Here is a 16,499-nt window from a genome sequence, read left to right on the forward strand (position 1 = left end):
CCGTGACCAGCGAGATCACCCTCTTCGTCAACCCCACCGCGGGTCGCGGCCGGGGCGCCCGTGCGGCGCGACCGGCCGCTTCCGCGTTGCGTGCGGCCGGTTTCTCCGTGCGGACCGTTCTCGGCGAGGACGCGGCGGACGCGCTCGCCCGCGCTCGGGGCGCCGTCGAGGAGGGCACCGGCGCCCTGATCGCCGTCGGCGGGGACGGCATGGTGAACCTGGCCCTGCAGGCCGTCGTCGGCACCGGCACCCCGCTCGGCCTGATCGCCGTCGGCACCGGCAACGACTTCGCCCGCTCGCTGGGCATGCCCCTGCGGGAACCGGCCGCCGCGGGCCGGATGATCGCCGACGCCCTCAAGTGCGGACGGGTGCGCGACATCGACCTGGGACGGGTCGGCGACCGCTGGTTCGGCGCCGTCCTCGCCTCCGGGTTCGACTCCCGGGTCAACGACCGCGGCAACCGGATGCGGCTGCCGGCGGGACGCTTCAAGTACGACCTCGCCGTCGTCGCCGAACTCGCGGCGCTGCGCCCGATCCCGTACCGGATCACCCTCGACGACGGCGAGGTCCGCGAGATCGAGGCGACGCTGGTCGCCGTCGGCAACGGGGCGTCGTACGGCGGCGGCATGCGGATCTGTCCCGGCGCCGACCTCACGGACGGGCTGTTCGACGTCACCGTGGTCGGTGACTGCGGCCGGGCCAGGCTGCTGCGGGTGTTCCCGACGGTGTACCGGGGCACCCACGTCCACCTCCCCGAGGTCAGCGTGTTCCGGGCGTCGCGGGTGGAGCTGGCGGCCGAGGAGGTCACCGGATACGCGGACGGCGAGCCGGTCGGGCCGCTGCCGCTGACCGCGCACTGTGTCCGTGGCGCGGTACGGGTCGTGGGCCCCTGAGCTGGGCGTACCGCGGGCCCGACGGGAACGGATCCGGATAATGATCGTCCTGTTGTCAGTGCGGCCCGGTACGCTCGAGAGCACGATGACAGAGGATCTCTCACCGGCCGAGCGGTATGCGGCAGCACGCAGGCGCGCTGCCGAGCAGGCCACCGCGCTCGCCTCCTTCCGCGAGATGTACGACTTCGGCCTCGACCCCTTCCAGATCGAGGCCTGCCAGGCGCTCGAAGCGGGGAAGGGCGTGCTGGTGGCCGCGCCCACCGGCTCCGGCAAGACGATCGTCGGCGAGTTCGCCGTCCACCTCGCCCTCCAGCAGGGCAAGAAGTGCTTCTACACGACGCCCATCAAGGCGCTCTCGAACCAGAAGTACACCGATCTGTGCCGCCGTTACGGTACCGACAAGGTCGGTCTGCTCACCGGCGACAACAGCGTCAACTCCGGAGCCCCCGTGGTCGTGATGACCACCGAGGTGCTGCGGAACATGCTGTACGCGGGCTCGCAGACGCTCCTCGGCCTCGGGTACGTGGTCATGGACGAGGTGCACTACCTCTCCGACCGCTTCCGTGGTGCCGTCTGGGAGGAAGTGATCATCCACCTTCCCGAGTCGGTGACCCTGGTGTCACTGTCGGCGACGGTGTCGAACGCCGAGGAGTTCGGCGACTGGCTGGACACCGTCCGCGGCGACACCGAGGTGATCGTCTCCGAGCACCGGCCCGTGCCGTTGTTCCAGCACGTGCTCGCCGGGCGCCGGATCTACGACCTGTTCGAGGAGGGCGAGGGCCAGAAGAAGGCCGTGAACCCCGACCTCGTGCGGATGGCCCGGATGGAGGCGACCCGCCCGTCGTGGGGCGACCGGCGCCGCGGCCGCGCCGTGCGTGAGGCGGACCGGGAGCGTGAGCGCAGACAGCGCTCACGGGTCTGGACACCGGGCCGCCCCGAGGTGATCGAGCGGCTCGACGCCCAGGGCCTGCTGCCCGCCATCACCTTCATCTTCAGCCGTGCCGCCTGCGAGGCCGCCGTCCAGCAGTGCCTGTACGCGGGCCTCAGGCTCAACGACGACCGGGCGCGGGAGCAGGTCCGCTCCCTCGTCGAGGAGCGCACCGCCTCCATTCCGGCCGAGGACCTGCACGTCCTCGGCTACTACGAGTGGCTGGAGGGCCTGGAGCGCGGCATCGCGGCCCACCACGCGGGCATGCTGCCGACGTTCAAGGAGGTCGTCGAGGAACTGTTCGTCCGCGGCCTGGTCAAGGCGGTCTTCGCGACCGAGACCCTCGCCCTCGGCATCAACATGCCCGCCCGCTCGGTGGTGCTGGAGAAGCTCGTCAAGTGGAACGGCGAGCAGCACGCCGACATCACCCCCGGCGAGTACACCCAGTTGACCGGCCGGGCCGGCCGGCGCGGCATCGACGTCGAGGGCCACGCGGTCGTGCTGTGGCAGCGCGGCATGAACCCCGAACACCTCGCGGGACTGGCCGGCACGCGTACGTATCCGCTGCGGTCCAGCTTCAAGCCGTCGTACAACATGGCGGTCAACCTGGTCGAGCAGTTCGGCCGGCACCGCTCGCGCGAGCTGCTGGAGACGTCGTTCGCGCAGTTCCAGGCGGACAAGTCGGTGGTCGGCATCTCGCGGCAGGTGCAGCGCAACGAGGAGGGCCTCGAGGGCTACCAGGCCTCCATGACCTGTCACCTCGGTGACTTCGAGGAGTACGCGCGGCTGCGCCGCGACCTCAAGGACCGGGAGACGGAGCTGGCCCGCGAGGGCGTGGCGCAGCGGCGTGCGGAGGCGGCCGTCGCGCTGGAGAAGCTCAAGCCCGGTGACGTCATCCACGTGCCCACCGGCAAGTACGCGGGACTGGCGCTGGTCCTCGACCCGGGACTGCCCGCGGGCCGCGCGGGCGGCCACCGCGGCGTCGAGTACCACGACGGCCCGCGCCCCCTGGTGCTGACCGCGGAGCGGCAGGTCAAGCGGCTGGCGTCGATCGACTTCCCGGTGCCCGTCGAGGCGCTGGAGCGGATGCGCATCCCGAAGTCGTTCAACGCGCGCTCACCGCAGTCCCGTCGGGACCTGGCGTCCGCCCTGCGCACCAAGGCCGGGCACATCGTGCCGGATCGGCACCGCAAGCGGCGTTCCCAGGCGGCCGACGACCGGGAGATCACCCGGCTGCGCAAGGAGATCCGGGCGCATCCGTGCCACGGCTGCGACGACCGGGAGGACCACGCCCGCTGGGCCGAGCGCTACCACCGGCTGCGGCGGGACACCGCGCAGCTGGAGCGGCGCATCGAGGGCCGGACGAACACCATCGCCCGCACCTTCGACCGCATCGTCGCCCTGCTGACCGAGTTGGACTATCTGCGGGGCGACGAGGTCACCGAGCACGGCAAGCGGCTCGCCCGGCTGTACGGCGAACTCGACCTGCTGGCCAGTGAATGCCTGCGCGAGGGCGTCTGGGAGCAGCTGAGTCCGGCCGAACTGGCCGCCTGTGTCTCGGCGTTGGTGTACGAGGCCCGGGTCAGCGACGACGCGATGGCGCCCAAGGTGCCCACCGGCAAGGCGAAGGCCGCGCTCGGTGAGATGGTCCGCATCTGGGGGCGCCTCGACGCCCTGGAGGAGGACTTCCGGATCACCCAGACCGAGGGCGTGGGACAGCGCGAGCCCGACCTCGGCTTCGCCTGGGCCGCCTACATGTGGGCGTCCGGCAAGGGCCTCGACGAGGTGCTGCGCGAGGCGGAGATGCCGGCGGGGGACTTCGTGCGCTGGTGCAAGCAGGTCATCGACGTGCTGGGCCAGATCTCGGCCGCTGCACCGGCGGGGGAGGGCTCGACGGTCGCGAAGAACGCCCGCAGGGCGGTGGACGCGCTGCTGAGGGGAGTGGTGGCCTACTCGTCCGTGGGCTGACCACCCCGGCGCTCCACCCCGCCCGGTCCCGGCCCTGACCGGCCCGTCCGGTACGCCGTGAAGCCCGGCGCGCTCCGTGCGCGCCGGGCTTCTGCGTCCGGTGCGCCCCTGCCGGGGGCATGACGTGGTGATTCCGTGGGCAGGAACGGGACCCGCACGGACCCGGCACCACCCCTGGCTCCTCCGACGAGCACGCCCCGGGCACCTCGCTGCTTCCTCGCGACACCGCGCGGCGCGGGCGCCCTTCACCCCTCACGATGAGTGAACACCGCACGCCCGTGCGTCGTTACGCATGGTGTTCGACCGGAATCCCAGCGTGCAAATGAGTCCGAGGGTACTCCTGTCCCATCGGCCATTTCCGGCACTCGCTGAATATGACACGGCGATGATCCGGTCGGACTAAGCTCGCCCGCAGCGCACCGAGTTGGGGTGAATTCGTGCGCTTGTTCCCCGTTGTGTGGATGTTTCATTCGGTTTCCTGATCCATCACCTCCCGCATGTCCTCCCGACCACCAGCCGATTCGTTTCAGAGGCCTACATGGTGAGTGTCCAACCCCCGCCCGTTCGCCGTGAACTTCCATATGCACGCGTGCTGTTGCTCCCCGCCATACTGATGGCCGCGGCAACCGGAGCCGCCGTCGCCCTGGTGACGGAGCCCGCCCGGATCGCCGTCGGTGCGTGCGGCGCCCTCGCCACCCTGCTGGTGGCCGCCGCCGCAGCCGAGGCGGTGCGCCGCGGCCGACTCCTGCGGGACGAGCGTGCCGGGCACGATCGTCACCGTGCGTATCTGGAGGAGCGGATCGCCGCCCACGACACGGAGACGCTGCACTTCGCGGACGCCGTCGTACCCGAGGCCCTGGACTTCCTGCACCGCGGAAACACCCCCAGGGAAGTGCTTCTCCACCTCAAGGAGGTCAACCCGGCCTGGCGTGATCTGCCCCAGTACCAGATCAAACTCCTCAAGACGATGCTGAAGATCATCGACGACGAGGAAGCACTGCGCGACTCCTCCCAGCGCTCCTTCGTCAGCATCGCCCGCCGCGTCCAGGCGATCGTCCATCAACAGGCCAAGGAACTGAGGGAGATGGAGGAGGACCACGGCCGCAACCCCGAGGTCTTCGACGACCTGCTCCGCATCGACCACGGCACCGCGATGATCGGCCGGCTCGCCGACTCCATCTCCGTACTCGGCGGCGGCCGTCCCGGACGCCAGTGGCCCCAGCCGGTCGCCCTCTACAGCGTGCTGCGCGGCGCCATGTCCCGCATCCTCGAGTACCGCCGCATCGACCTGAAGTCCATCGCCAAGGTCAACATCAAGGGCATCTCCGTCGAGCCCGTCATCCACGCCGTCGCCGAACTCCTCGACAACGCCACGCGGTACTCGCCGCCCCACACCAAGGTCCACGTCACCGCCATCGAGGTGCAGACCGGCGTCGCCATCGAGATCGAGGACGCCGGGGTCAGCCTCGACGAGCAGGCCCGGACCCGGATCGAGACCAAGCTGGAGCAGGCCGAGGCCGGCGTCGACCTCCAGGACCTCGGGGTGAGCCCGCGCCTGGGTCTCGCCGTCATCGGCAGGCTCTGCTCCGGCTACGACATGCAGGTCTCGCTGCGGGCCTCCGCCTACGGCGGCGTCCGCGCCGTCCTCATCGTGCCGAGCGACATGATGACCACCGAACCCGGCGTCGGCCTCGCCCACGGCATCGGGGCGACCGCGGTGCCCATGCAGATCGACGCGCTGCCGGGCCCCGAGCGCGCCCCCAAGAAGCGCCGCCCCACCAGCCCGACCGTCCCCACCACCGTCTCCATGGAGGACGAGGTCCCCGTGGTCACCGAGTGGACCGCGGGCGGCCTGCCGCAGCGCCGCAGTCGGGTGAAGACCCCGTTGTCCCAGCGGTACGCCGAACAGACCGCCGCCGAACGGGCCGAACGGGAGGCCGCCGAGCGGGGCGAGACCGTCCGGTCCCCCTGGGCGACGCCCGAACCCGAGCCCGCGAAGCCGAAGGACGACCGCGAACCCGGGCTGTGGGTCGACGCCTTCTGGGACGGCCTGAAGAAGGACCTCGAACCCGGCGTCCACCCCACCGACTTCACCCGGAACCCGACCGCGTACCTGCATCTGATCAACGAACCGGCCCGTACCGAGGCCGACGACGAGGGGGACCTGAAGTGATCCAGCAACGCGCCAACTTCGACTGGATGCTCAAGGAGCTCGCCGACGGCGTGCCCGGCGTCGAGATGATCGTGGTGCTCTCGGCGGACGGCCTGCGCATCGCCCGCTTCGGCGGCGAGCCGGACGCCGCCGACCGGGTCGCCGCGGCCTGCGCCGGCGTGCAGAGCCTCGCCGGTGCCGTCGCCGGGGAACTCCCGCGCAGCGACGGCGAGATGAAGATGGTGATCATCGAGATCAACGGCGGCTACTTCTACCTGATGGCCGCCGGCGCCAATGCCTACCTCGCGGTGCTCTCCGACATGACCTGTGAACCCGGGCGGATGGGGGCCATGATGCGCGACCTCGTCGTCCGCATCGGCGCCCACCTCACCAGCCCGCCCCGCCGGAACGGGCAGACCGTATGACGCCTCCGCAACGCCAGAGGCGCACCCCCAGGGAGGGCCCCCCTCCGAAACAGGCCCAGGCCGAGGACGGCGAGCTGCCCAACCCGGAACGGCTGTACGTCGTCGCCGGGGCGGACGGGAACCGCGCGAACCTCGACCTCGTCACGCTGATCGTGGCGCGGGTCGAGGATCTGCCGCCCTCCGCCACACCCGAGCAGGCGGCACTGCTCCGGCTCTGTGCCGCCCCCCTGTCCGTGGCCGAGCTGTCGGCCTATCTCAGCCTGCCGTTCAGCGTGGTGACCGTGCTGCTCACCGAGATGCTGACGGCGGAACTGGTACAGGCGCGCGCTCCGATCGTCCGTCAGGCGCTCCCCGACCGTTCCCTTCTCGAAGCGGTGATGCATGGACTTCAAAGGCTCTGAGACCATCCCGGGCCCGCGGGCCGAGGATCAGCTGCCGCACACGGCCGAGGCCGCGGCGAAGATCGTCGTCGTGGGCGGGTTCGGGGTCGGCAAGACGACCATGGTCGGGTCGGTCAGTGAGATCAAGCCGCTGACCACCGAGGAGACCATGACCCAGGCCGGCGTCGGAGTCGACGACAACTTCGGGTCCGCGACCAAGACGGCCACCACGGTGGCCATGGACTTCGGCCGCATCAAGATCACCGACCAGCTGGTGCTCTACCTCTTCGGAACCCCGGGCCAGGAGCGGTTCTGGTTCCTGTGGAACGGGCTGTTCGAGGGAGCGCTCGGCGCGGTGGTGCTGGTCGACACGCGGCGCCTCGAAGTCAGCTTCGACGTCATGGGCCGGCTGGAGGAACGCGGGGTGCCGTTCGTCGTCGCCGTCAACTCCTTCCCGGACGCGCCCCGTTACCCGCTGAAGGAGCTGCGCACGGCGCTCGACCTGTCCGAGGACGTCCCCATCATGGAGTGCGATGTGCGACGCCGGACCTCCAGTCGGGACGTCCTGATGACGCTGATGCGGTTCCTGCACTCACTGGCCATGACGGGTTCGCTCGCCTGACACCCGCCGTCCGGTCCGCCCCTTCGCGACGTGTGCCCCGAACCGCCTCACCCCCGCCCCCTGCTCTCCCTCCCTTTCCGGAGCGACCACTGTGACGCCTGAATCCCACTCCCCGACCGGAACGGACGCCCCCCGGCTCGGCCCGCCCCCCGGCTGCCCCGCGCACGGCCTGGGCCCCGGAGGGCTGCCCCGGCTGCACGAGTCGGCGGACCTGAAGAAGCTGTACGAGGAACTCCGCGCCGAACACGGCCCCGTGGCCCCGGCGCTGCTCCACGACGACGTGCCCGTGTGGGTGGTCCTCGGCCACGCCGAGAACCTGCACATGGTGCGCACCCCCGCGCAGTACACCAAGGACAGCCGTATCTGGTCCCCGCTCCGGGACGGCCTGGTCAAACCCGACCACCCGCTGATGCCGCACATCGCCTGGCAGCCGATGTGCGCCCACGCCGAGGGCGACGAACACAAGCGGCTGCGCGGCGTGATCGACTTCGCCGTGTCGACCATCGACTTCCGCAGTCTGCGCCGACACATCAACCGCTGCACCCAGCGTCTCGTCAACCGGTTCTGCGAAGTGGGCGAGGCCGAGGTCGTCAGCCAGTTCGCCGAGCACCTGCCGATGGCCGTGATGTGCCACGTCCTGGGCATGCCCGACGAGTACAACGACCGGATGGTCGAGGCGGCCCGTGACATGCTCAGGGGCACCGAGACCGCCATCGCCAGCAACGAGTACGTCATGGGCGCCCTGAGTCGGCTCACCGCGCGCCGCAGGGCGGAGCAGCGGGAGGACTTCGCCAGTCATCTCGTCACCCACCCGGCCGGGCTGACCGACGACGAGATCAGGGAGCACCTGCGGGTGGTGCTCATCGCCGCCTACGAGTCGACGGCCAACCTCCTCGCCAACGTGCTGCGCACGGTGCTGGTCGACCCGCGTTTCCGTGCCCAGCTCAACGGCGGGCAGATGACGGTACCGGAGGCGGTCGAGCAACTGCTGTGGGACGAACCGCCGTTCAGTACCGTCTTCGCCTACTTCGCCAAGCAGGAGACGGAACTCGGCGGCCAGCGCATCCGTAAGGGCGACGGTCTGCTGTTCGCCCCCGCACCGGCCAACGTGGACCCGCGGGTCCGCCCGGACCCCACCGCCCACATGCAGGGCAACCGCTCCCACCTCGCCTTCGGCGGTGGCCCGCACGAGTGTCCCGGGCAGGACATCGGGCGCGCCATCGCCGAGGTCGGCGTCGACGCGCTGCTGATGCGGCTGCCCGACCTCGAACTCGACGTCGACGACGAGGACCTGCGCCACGCCGAGTCCATCGCCTCACGGCATCTCATCGAGCTGCCCGTCCAGTTCATGCCCAGGCCGCCCCAGGAGGTGACCCAGCAGCCGAACCACGACCACCAGCCGACCCCGCGGCCCAACTGGCACATCGGCACCCCCGAGCCGGAGCAGCAGGTCGCGCCGCCGCCCGCCGACCGCCCCGGGGCGGCCGACCGCCCGGAGCCGTTCGGGCCCCACGACGTGCCCGCGCCGCAGCCCCCGGCCCCGCCCGTGCCGCAGCCCGCCGGGCCGGTGGCGGAACCGACGGCGACCGCGGCCGCCGAACCCGCCCGCCCGCCCGGTGCCTGGCAGCGCTTCCTGCGGTGGTGGGGCGGCTGCTGAACACGTGCCCGGTGCTCCACGACGTAGGTGACGGACCCACCGCCGGCCGGGCGGGAAGTCAGGCCTGTGGAGGCCTTGCAGGACCACCTTCGGGTGGCAAGGGCCTGGGAAGCAGGAACCCGAGGGAGCGCCGCGTAGCGGTGCTGACCGAAATCGCCTGCGCTCACGCGGGTGAGGGCGTCAACGACCAGTGGTCCACTGCTCGTACGAGGTCCATGCCGCGAGCGTCCGGCGACTGCGCAGCCGGTGCTCCACACCCGTCAACGGATCGGTGAACTCCAGTGTCCGTGCCAGCAGTTGCAGCGGACGCCGGAAATCACCGGCCGGGGCGGGCGCGGTCACCTCGGGATACAGCGGGTCGCCGAGGATCGGCACGCCCAGAGTGGTCATGTGCACCCGCAGCTGATGGGTCTGCCCGGTGCCGGGCACCAGCCGGTACCGGGCCAGTCCGTCCGCCCGGTGGTCCAGGAGCTCGACCCGGCTGAGCGCGTTCGGCTCACCCGCGACCTCGCGGGCGGTCAGCACCCCGCGCTCCTTCACGATCCGGCTGCGCACGGTCCGGGGCAGGGCGAGCGAGGGATCGTGCGGGGCGACGGCCTCGTACTCCTTGTGCATCCGCCGGTCCCGGAACAGCGTCTGGTACGCGCCGCGCTCCTCGGGCCGCACGGTGAACAGCACCAGCCCCGCGGTGAGCCGGTCGAGGCGGTGCGCGGCACCCAGCAGGGGGATGCCGAGCTCGCGACGCAGCCGCGCCAGCGCGGTCTCGGCGACATGGCTGCCGCGCGGTGTGGTGGCCAGGAAATGGGGCTTGTCGGCGACGACGATGTGCTCGTCCCGGTACACGACCTCCAGCGGGAAGGGCACCGGAACCTCGGTGGGCAGTTCCCGGTGGAACCACACGTACAGCCCCGGCGCGTACGGGGCGTCTGCCGGTACGGGCCGCCCGTCCGCCCCCACGATCAGCCCCGCGTCGAACATGCCGTCGATGACACCGGCGCCGACCGGGAGCCGGGCCACCAGATGCTCCCGCACGGTGGCCCCCGGTCCCGCCGCGGGCAGCCGCAGCCGCACCGGGTCCACACCGTCGCGCTGCGGCAGCGGGGAGGGCGGGAGGATCCGGCGTCTGCGTCTCACGAGGGCCAAGGCTACGGGGCTACACGTCCGCCCCGCCCTCCTCCTCCCGCCGTACCGCCCGTTTGACCTCGGCCTCGACCACGTGACGCGGCTTTCCCTCGGCCCGTGCGAACTCGCTCACCGCCAGCTGGACGTCACGGGCGAGGTCGCGCCAGGCCCGCCAGGCGGTCTCCCAGGTACTGGTCTGCTGCGCGCTCCACCTGGTCCGGGTGGGCGGCCCATAGGTCTCCTGCAGATGGCGTACGCGGACATGCGCCTCGTCCACCGCGCGCTGCTTGGCCACAAGTTCTTCGAAGGTGTCTGCCACGCGCCCGGATCCTCGGTCAGCACCCGGGCCCGGCCGGCCTCGCCACGCCGCCCACCGCGGCGCGGGGCCCAGGGTTCACCCGACCGGCGCCGCAACCCGGGGCACCCGCCCCGGCCGGGCGGATCGGATGACGCCGGTTCGAGTTTCGAGTCCGGAGGGTCAGGAGGTTGCCGTCGCCTGCCGCGGTGTCTGCTCCTGCTCTGCCTCGACCTGTGTGTTCCACTCCTGCTTCGAGGCCTGCCAGCCGTCCTCGTTGTGACCGAGCCGCCAGTAGCCGGAGATCGAGAGGTCCTCGCGCGGGATCTGCCGCTCGACCCGCAGCAGCCGGCGCAGTTCCTTGACGAAGTGCGCCTCGCCGTGGACGAAGGCCTGCACCCGGCCCTCGGGGAACTCCAGGCCCCGCACGGCCTCCACCAGTGCCTCGCCGACCGGACGGTCCCCGCGGTGCAGCCAGGTGACCGCTGCCTCGGAGTCGATCTTCTGCTCCTCCTGGGGACCGTCGATCTCCACGAAGGCATGCACTCTGGCCCCGCTCGGCATCGCCTCGAGCGACCGGGCGATCGCGGGCAGCGCGCTCTCGTCGCCCGCCAGCAGATGCCAGTCGGCGGCCGGGTCGGGAGCGTAGGCGCCGCCGGGCCCGATGAGGAACACGGTCTCGCCCGGCAGGACCCGCAGGGCCCACGGGCCGGCCAGCCCCTCGTCCCCGTGGATCACGAAGTCCAGGGTCAGCTCACGCTGCTCGGCGTCCCAGTGGCGCACGGTGTAGGTCCGGGTCACCGGCCACTGGTCGCGCGGGAACTCCTCGCGGATCCGCTTCATGTCGAACGGCTCCGGGTAGGTGACGCCCTCGGCCGGGAACAGCAGTTTCACGTAGTGGTCGGTGGCCGTGTCCGCCGAGAAGTCGGCCAGGCCGTCACCGCCCAGCACCACGCGCCGCATGTGCGGGGTCAGCTGCTCGGTGCGGACCACCTGCCCGGAGTGCGGCTTGCGCGGCTGGCGTCCCGGTCGCTCTGCCATGGAGGCTCCCTGTTGTTCGGTTAGGTTTACCTAACCTAACAGCTTTGTCCAGGGAATACCTCCTGCCCGCGTGCTGCCGCCCCGGCTCGGTCCCTACCGCGCGAGGGTCGCCAGCAGCCGTTCCAGAGACCCGCCCAGGCCCCAGCGGGCCGCCAGTGCCCGTACGGCGTCCGGGTCGCGAGGCGTCCGCGGCAGCGCCGTGTCGACGTCCGGGAGCGGTACGTCGTCCGCGACCCGGACGACCTTGGGCGCGACCGCCAGGTAGGGCAGCGCCTCGGTGAGGCGCTTGCGCTGGGTCGGCGTGAGCCGGGCCCGCGGATCGTCCACCGCCGCCAGGATCCCGGCCAGGTCGCCGAACTCGGCCAGCAGCTTGGCCGCCGTCTTCTCACCGACGCCCGGCACGCCGGGCAGGCCGTCGCTCGGGTCGCCGCGCAGCAGCGCCAGATCCGCGTACCCCGCGCCGCCGACCCCGTACTTCTCGCGCAGTACGGCCTCGTCGGTGGCCTGGAGCGTGCCGACGCCCTTCAGCGGATACAGCACCCGCACCCCACGCGCGTCGTCCACCAGCTGGTACAGGTCGCGGTCGCCGGTGACGATGTCGACCGGACCGCGCGCCCGTGCGGTGAACGTGCCGATGACGTCGTCCGCCTCGTACTCGGAGACCCCCACGCGCGCGATGCCGATGGCGTCCAGGACGGCCTCGATGACCGGCACCTGCGGGGACAGGGTGTCGGGCACCTCCTCCTCGTCGGGGCCCGACGGGCGCTCCTCGGCGACGCGGTGCGCCTTGTAGGAGGGGATCAGGTCCACCCGCCACTTCGGGCGCCAGTCCGCGTCCATGCACGCCACCAGATCGACCGGCCGGTGGTCCTTGACCAGGCGGTCGATGAAGTCGAGCAGCCCGCGCACGGCGTTCACCGGCGTGCCGTCCGGGGCCCTGACCGAGTCCGGGACGCCGAAGTAGGCGCGGAAGTAGAGGGAGGCGGTGTCGAGGAGCATGAGTCGTCCGGTCACGTCCCGCATCATGCCGTACGCCACCGACAGCGCCCCGCAGCCGCGTGACGGTGAGTGCGGGATGCGCGACGAGTTGCGTCACGCGCTTCTTCTGTGAAGCAGGACACACGTTTGCGTTGGCTGAAACAGGGGAGGCGCGGGCACGGAGCGATGCCGGTTGCAGGTTCAACTGTCTTCGACAGTTCAAGACCGCGTGAGCCTACTGCCGGGCGTCGCTCCTTCCATTGCCGTCGACTCAAGAGGTACGCGTGTCAACCAGGCTAGAAGCGGAGCATCTGTACAAGGTGTTCGGCAGACGACCGGGACAGGCGGTCGAGAGACTGCGCAACGACGAGACCGACCGTGAGGAGTTGCGCGACCAGGGGACCACGGCCGCCGTGATCGACGCCTCGTTCACGGTGGAGCCGGGCGAGATCTTCGTGGTCATGGGCTTGTCCGGATCCGGCAAGTCCACTCTGCTGCGCATGCTCAACGGTCTGTCGGAGCCGACCGCCGGGCAGGTGCGTTTCGGCGGTGAGGACCTCACCGCGCTGTCCGACCGGGAACTGCGTGACGTCCGTTCCAAGAAGATAAGCATGGTCTTCCAGCACTTCGCTCTCTTCCCGCACCGCAGCGTTCGCGAGAACGCCGCCTACGGACTGGAAGTGCAGGGCGTGCCCCGCGCCGAGCGCGAACGCCGCGCCGACGAGGCGCTCGCTCTGTGTGGCCTGGCCGGCTGGGAGAAGTCCTGGCCCGACGAGCTGTCCGGCGGTATGCAGCAGCGGGTGGGTCTGGCCCGCGCGCTCGCCACCGACGCCGACCTGCTGCTGATGGACGAGTCCTTCAGCGCGCTCGACCCGCTGATCCGCCGCGACATGCAGGACCAGCTGGTGGAGCTGCAGAAGAAGCTGAAGAAGACGATCGTCTTCATCACCCACGACCTCAACGAGGCCATGCGCCTGGGCGACCGCATCGCGGTGATGCGTGACGGCCGCATCGTGCAGATCGGCACCGCGCAGGACATCCTGATCCGCCCCGCCAACGACTACGTCGCCTCCTTCACCCAGGACGTCGACCGCTCCCGGGTGCTGACCGCCGGCGCCGTGATGGACCAAGAGGTGCGCGGCGACGAGGCCGACTGCGACTGCGAGACCGCGACCCCTCGGACGCCGTTCACCGAGCTGTGCGCGATCAGCGCCCGCGCGGCGCACCCCGTGGCAGTCCTCGACGGCGAGGGCGCGGTCGTCGGGGTCGTGCCCCGGCAGCGGCTCGTGGGCTTCCTCGGTGACGAGGAGGCCGCTCCCGGCACCTGCGACTCCCAGCGGGGCAAGGGCGAGAAGGTGATGGCCCGTGCCTAGGATCCCGCTCGGCGAATGGGTCAACAGCGGCGTCGACTGGCTGCTCGACAACGTGACCTGGCTGTTCGACTTCTTCAAGGCCGTCTTCACCGGCGCCTACGACGGTGTCAACGCCGTCCTGCAGGCACCGGAACCGCTGCTGCTCGCCGGTATCTTCGCGGTGATCGCCTTCTGGCTGCGCGGCACCTTCGCCGGTGTCCTCACCTTCCTGGGATTCGCCTTCCTCGATTCCATGGAACTGTGGGCGGACTCGATGGTCACGCTGGCGCTGGTCATCGTCGCCACCGTCATCGCGCTGGTCATCGCGGTGCCCGTGGGTATCTGGGCGGCACGCTCGGACCGGGTCAGCGCCGTCGTGCGGCCGGTCCTGGACTTCATGCAGACGCTGCCCGCGATGATCTACCTGATCCCGGCGATTCTGTTCTTCGGGACCGGCCCCGCCCCCGGCGTCGTCGCCACCCTGATCTTCGCGCTCGCCCCCGGCGTGCGCATGACCGAGCTGGGCATCCGTCAGGTCGACAAGGACCTCGTGGAGGCGGCCGAGGCGTTCGGCACCACGCCCCGCAACACCCTGCTGCGCGTCCAGCTGCCGCTGGCGCTGCCCACCGTGATGGCGGGCGTCAACCAGGTGATCATGCTCGGGCTGTCCATGGCCGCGATCGCCGGCATGGTCGGCACCGGCGGCCTGGGCGGCGCGGTCATCGAGGCCATCGGCCAGCTCAACATCGGTCTGGGCGCCGAGGCCGGCCTCGCCATCGTCATCCTGGCGATCTACCTCGACCGCATGACCAGTGCCCTGGGCACCCAGGTGTCCCCGCTCGGCCGCCGCGCCGCCGCCAAGGCCCGTGTCGCACAGGGAGGACTCAAGATCTGGTCCTACCGGCCGCGCCCGCAGGTCGCCGTGATCGGCGTCGTCGTCCTCGCCCTGGTGGCCGGCGGCATGAGCATCTTCGGCGGCACCACCGGTGGCACGGACACCACGGCCGACGGCAAGAACGTCGGCAAGGGCGAGAAGATCTCCATCGGTTACATCCCCTGGGACGAGGGCATCGCCTCCACCTTCCTGTGGAAGGAGGTCCTCGAGCAGCGGGGCTTCGAGGTCGAGGCCACGCAGTTCGACGCCGGCCCGCTCTACACCGCGCTCGCGCAGGGCAACATCGACTTCCAGACGGACTCGTGGCTGCCCACCACCCACGCCGAGTACTGGAAGAAGTACGGCGACCGGCTCGAGGACCTCGGCACCTGGTACGAGGAGACGTCGCTCGAACTCGCCGTGCCCGCCTACATGGAGGACTTCGACTCCCTCGAGGACCTCAAGGGCAAGGCCGGCACCTTCAACGGGAAGATCACCGGCATCGAGTCCAGCGCCGGAATGATGGGCCTGCTGAAGGACAAGGTCGTCAAGGAGTACGGCCTGGACAAGGAGTACAAGGTCGTCGACAGCTCCACGCCGGCGATGCTGGCCGAGCTCAAGCGGGCCTACAGCAAGAAGGAACCGATCGTCGTCACGCTCTGGTCCCCGCACTGGGCGTACAGCGACTTCGACCTGAAGAAGCTGAAGGACCCCAAGGGCACCTGGGGCGAGGGCGACGGCGTGCACTCCCTGGCCCGCAAGGACTTCACCGCCGACCACCCCACCGTCGGCAAGTGGCTGAAGGACTTCGCGATGACCGAGGAGGAACTCACCAGCCTGGAGGCCGAGATCAACAAGGCCGGCAAGGGCAAGCAGCAGGACGCCGTCCGCGCCTGGCTGAAGGACAACCCGGGCATCGTCGACAAGCTCGCGCCCGTGCAGTCGTCCGGTTCCGGTGACACTCCCGCCGAGGCGAAGCGTCCGCTGGACGTGGCCTGGTTCCCCTGGGAGGAGGACGTCGCGATCACCTACCTGTGGAAGAACGTCCTGGAGCGGCGCGGCTACACGCTGAACCTGAAGCAGATGGACGTCGGGCCGGTCTACACGGGCCTCTCCACCGGTGATCTCGACCTCAACTTCGACGCCTGGTTGCCGCACTCCCAGAAGAACTTCTACGAGCCGAACAAGGACAAGCTCACCGACCTCGGCACCTGGTACGAACCGGTCTCACTGGAGGTCTCCGTCCCCTCGTACGTCAAGGACGTCAAGTCGCTCGAGGACCTCAAGGGCAAGGCCGACCTGTTCAACGGGCGGATCGTCGGCATCGAGCCGGGCACCGGCCAGATGGACCTCCTCAAGAACAAGGTCCTGCCGGCCTACGGCCTGGACAAGGAGTACAAGGTCGTCGACGGCTCCTCGCCGGCGATGCTGGCCGAGCTCAAGCGGGCCTACAGCAAGAAGGAGCCCATCGCGGTCACCCTCTGGTCGCCGCACTGGACGTACAGCGAGTACGAGCTGACCAAGCTGAAGGACCCCGAGGGCGCCTGGGGCGAGAACAACACCATCCACACCATCGCGAGCAAGAAGTTCCCCGAGCAGTACCCCGAACTCACGAAGTGGATCAAGGGATTCACGATGAGCGAGGACGAACTCGGCACGCTCGAGAAGGAGATCAAGGACCGCGGCCAGGGCCAGGAGGAGGAAGCCGTCGCCGCCTGGCTGGAGGAACACCCGGACGTGCCGGAGCGCATGACCCCGCAGTGAGGGTGACGCCGCCGCGGTGACCACCGCGCCGGCCGCCACCGGCCGCCC

13 protein-coding genes are annotated in these 16,499 nt (G+C 70.6%); 9 read left to right on the top strand and 4 right to left on the bottom strand.

Features of this window, described 5'->3' with window-relative positions:
* Positions 1-2: 2 nt before the first annotated feature.
* The 7 genes from AB0I73_RS14600 to AB0I73_RS14630 all read left to right on the top strand — a co-directional run bounded on the left by AB0I73_RS14600 (position 3) and on the right by AB0I73_RS14630 (position 9,025).
* Positions 3-893: a diacylglycerol kinase gene (locus tag AB0I73_RS14600; RefSeq protein ID WP_363037214.1), complete on the top strand. Its 891-nt coding sequence runs from the start codon at positions 3-5 to the stop codon at positions 891-893.
* Between the two features lie 40 nt (positions 894-933).
* Positions 934-3,789: a DEAD/DEAH box helicase gene (locus tag AB0I73_RS14605; RefSeq protein ID WP_363037216.1), complete on the top strand. Its 2,856-nt coding sequence runs from the start codon at positions 934-936 to the stop codon at positions 3,787-3,789.
* Positions 3,790-4,327: 538 nt separating this feature from the next.
* Positions 4,328-5,962 (top strand): ATP-binding protein, encoded by a 1,635-nt coding sequence (locus AB0I73_RS14610; protein WP_363037218.1) that lies wholly within the window; start codon positions 4,328-4,330, stop codon positions 5,960-5,962.
* Positions 5,959-6,366, top strand: a complete 408-nt coding sequence (locus tag AB0I73_RS14615) for a roadblock/LC7 domain-containing protein (protein ID WP_363037220.1) — start codon at positions 5,959-5,961, stop codon at positions 6,364-6,366. Before AB0I73_RS14610 ends, AB0I73_RS14615 begins: the two co-directional genes overlap by 4 nt.
* Entirely contained in the window at positions 6,363-6,767 is a 405-nt protein-coding gene (locus AB0I73_RS14620; RefSeq protein WP_363037222.1) for a DUF742 domain-containing protein, read from the top strand. The genes AB0I73_RS14615 and AB0I73_RS14620 overlap by 4 nt, the downstream gene beginning before the upstream one ends.
* Positions 6,748-7,368: an ATP/GTP-binding protein gene (locus tag AB0I73_RS14625; protein ID WP_363037224.1), complete on the top strand. Its 621-nt coding sequence runs from the start codon at positions 6,748-6,750 to the stop codon at positions 7,366-7,368. Before AB0I73_RS14620 ends, AB0I73_RS14625 begins: the two co-directional genes overlap by 20 nt.
* A 91-nt stretch (positions 7,369-7,459) precedes the next feature.
* Positions 7,460-9,025 carry a cytochrome P450 gene (locus tag AB0I73_RS14630; protein WP_363037226.1) on the top strand — a complete coding sequence of 522 codons (1,566 nt, stop codon included), beginning with the start codon at positions 7,460-7,462 and terminating at the stop codon, positions 9,023-9,025.
* A gap of 180 nt (positions 9,026-9,205) precedes the next feature.
* Here the strand turns inward: AB0I73_RS14630 and AB0I73_RS14635 are convergent, their stop codons facing one another.
* From AB0I73_RS14635 to AB0I73_RS14650, 4 genes are all read right to left on the bottom strand, one after another.
* Entirely contained in the window at positions 9,206-10,159 is a 954-nt protein-coding gene (locus tag AB0I73_RS14635; protein WP_363037228.1) for a pseudouridine synthase, read from the bottom strand.
* Between the two features lie 19 nt (positions 10,160-10,178).
* Positions 10,179-10,466 carry a hypothetical protein gene (locus AB0I73_RS14640; protein ID WP_363037230.1) on the bottom strand — a complete coding sequence of 96 codons (288 nt, stop codon included), beginning with the start codon at positions 10,464-10,466 and terminating at the stop codon, positions 10,179-10,181.
* A gap of 159 nt (positions 10,467-10,625) precedes the next feature.
* Positions 10,626-11,483, bottom strand: a complete 858-nt coding sequence (locus AB0I73_RS14645) for a siderophore-interacting protein (RefSeq protein WP_363037232.1) — start codon at positions 11,481-11,483, stop codon at positions 10,626-10,628.
* Positions 11,484-11,576: 93 nt separating this feature from the next.
* Entirely contained in the window at positions 11,577-12,506 is a 930-nt protein-coding gene (locus tag AB0I73_RS14650; RefSeq protein WP_363037330.1) for a 5'-3' exonuclease, read from the bottom strand.
* 239 nt (positions 12,507-12,745) lie between these two features.
* Between AB0I73_RS14650 and AB0I73_RS14655 the strand changes: the two genes are divergently transcribed.
* The gene (locus tag AB0I73_RS14655; RefSeq protein WP_109380449.1) at positions 12,746-13,834 is read left to right on the top strand and encodes a betaine/proline/choline family ABC transporter ATP-binding protein; all 1,089 of its coding nucleotides are present in this window, start codon (positions 12,746-12,748) and stop codon (positions 13,832-13,834) included.
* Positions 13,827-16,451: an ABC transporter permease/substrate binding protein gene (locus AB0I73_RS14660; RefSeq protein WP_363037235.1), complete on the top strand. Its 2,625-nt coding sequence runs from the start codon at positions 13,827-13,829 to the stop codon at positions 16,449-16,451. The genes AB0I73_RS14655 and AB0I73_RS14660 overlap by 8 nt, the downstream gene beginning before the upstream one ends.
* Positions 16,452-16,499: the final 48 nt, after the last annotated feature.

It is taken from the genome of Streptomyces sp. NPDC050388, from assembly GCF_040655635.1.
In the GTDB taxonomy this organism is placed as follows: Bacteria; Actinomycetota; Actinomycetes; order Streptomycetales; family Streptomycetaceae; genus Streptomyces.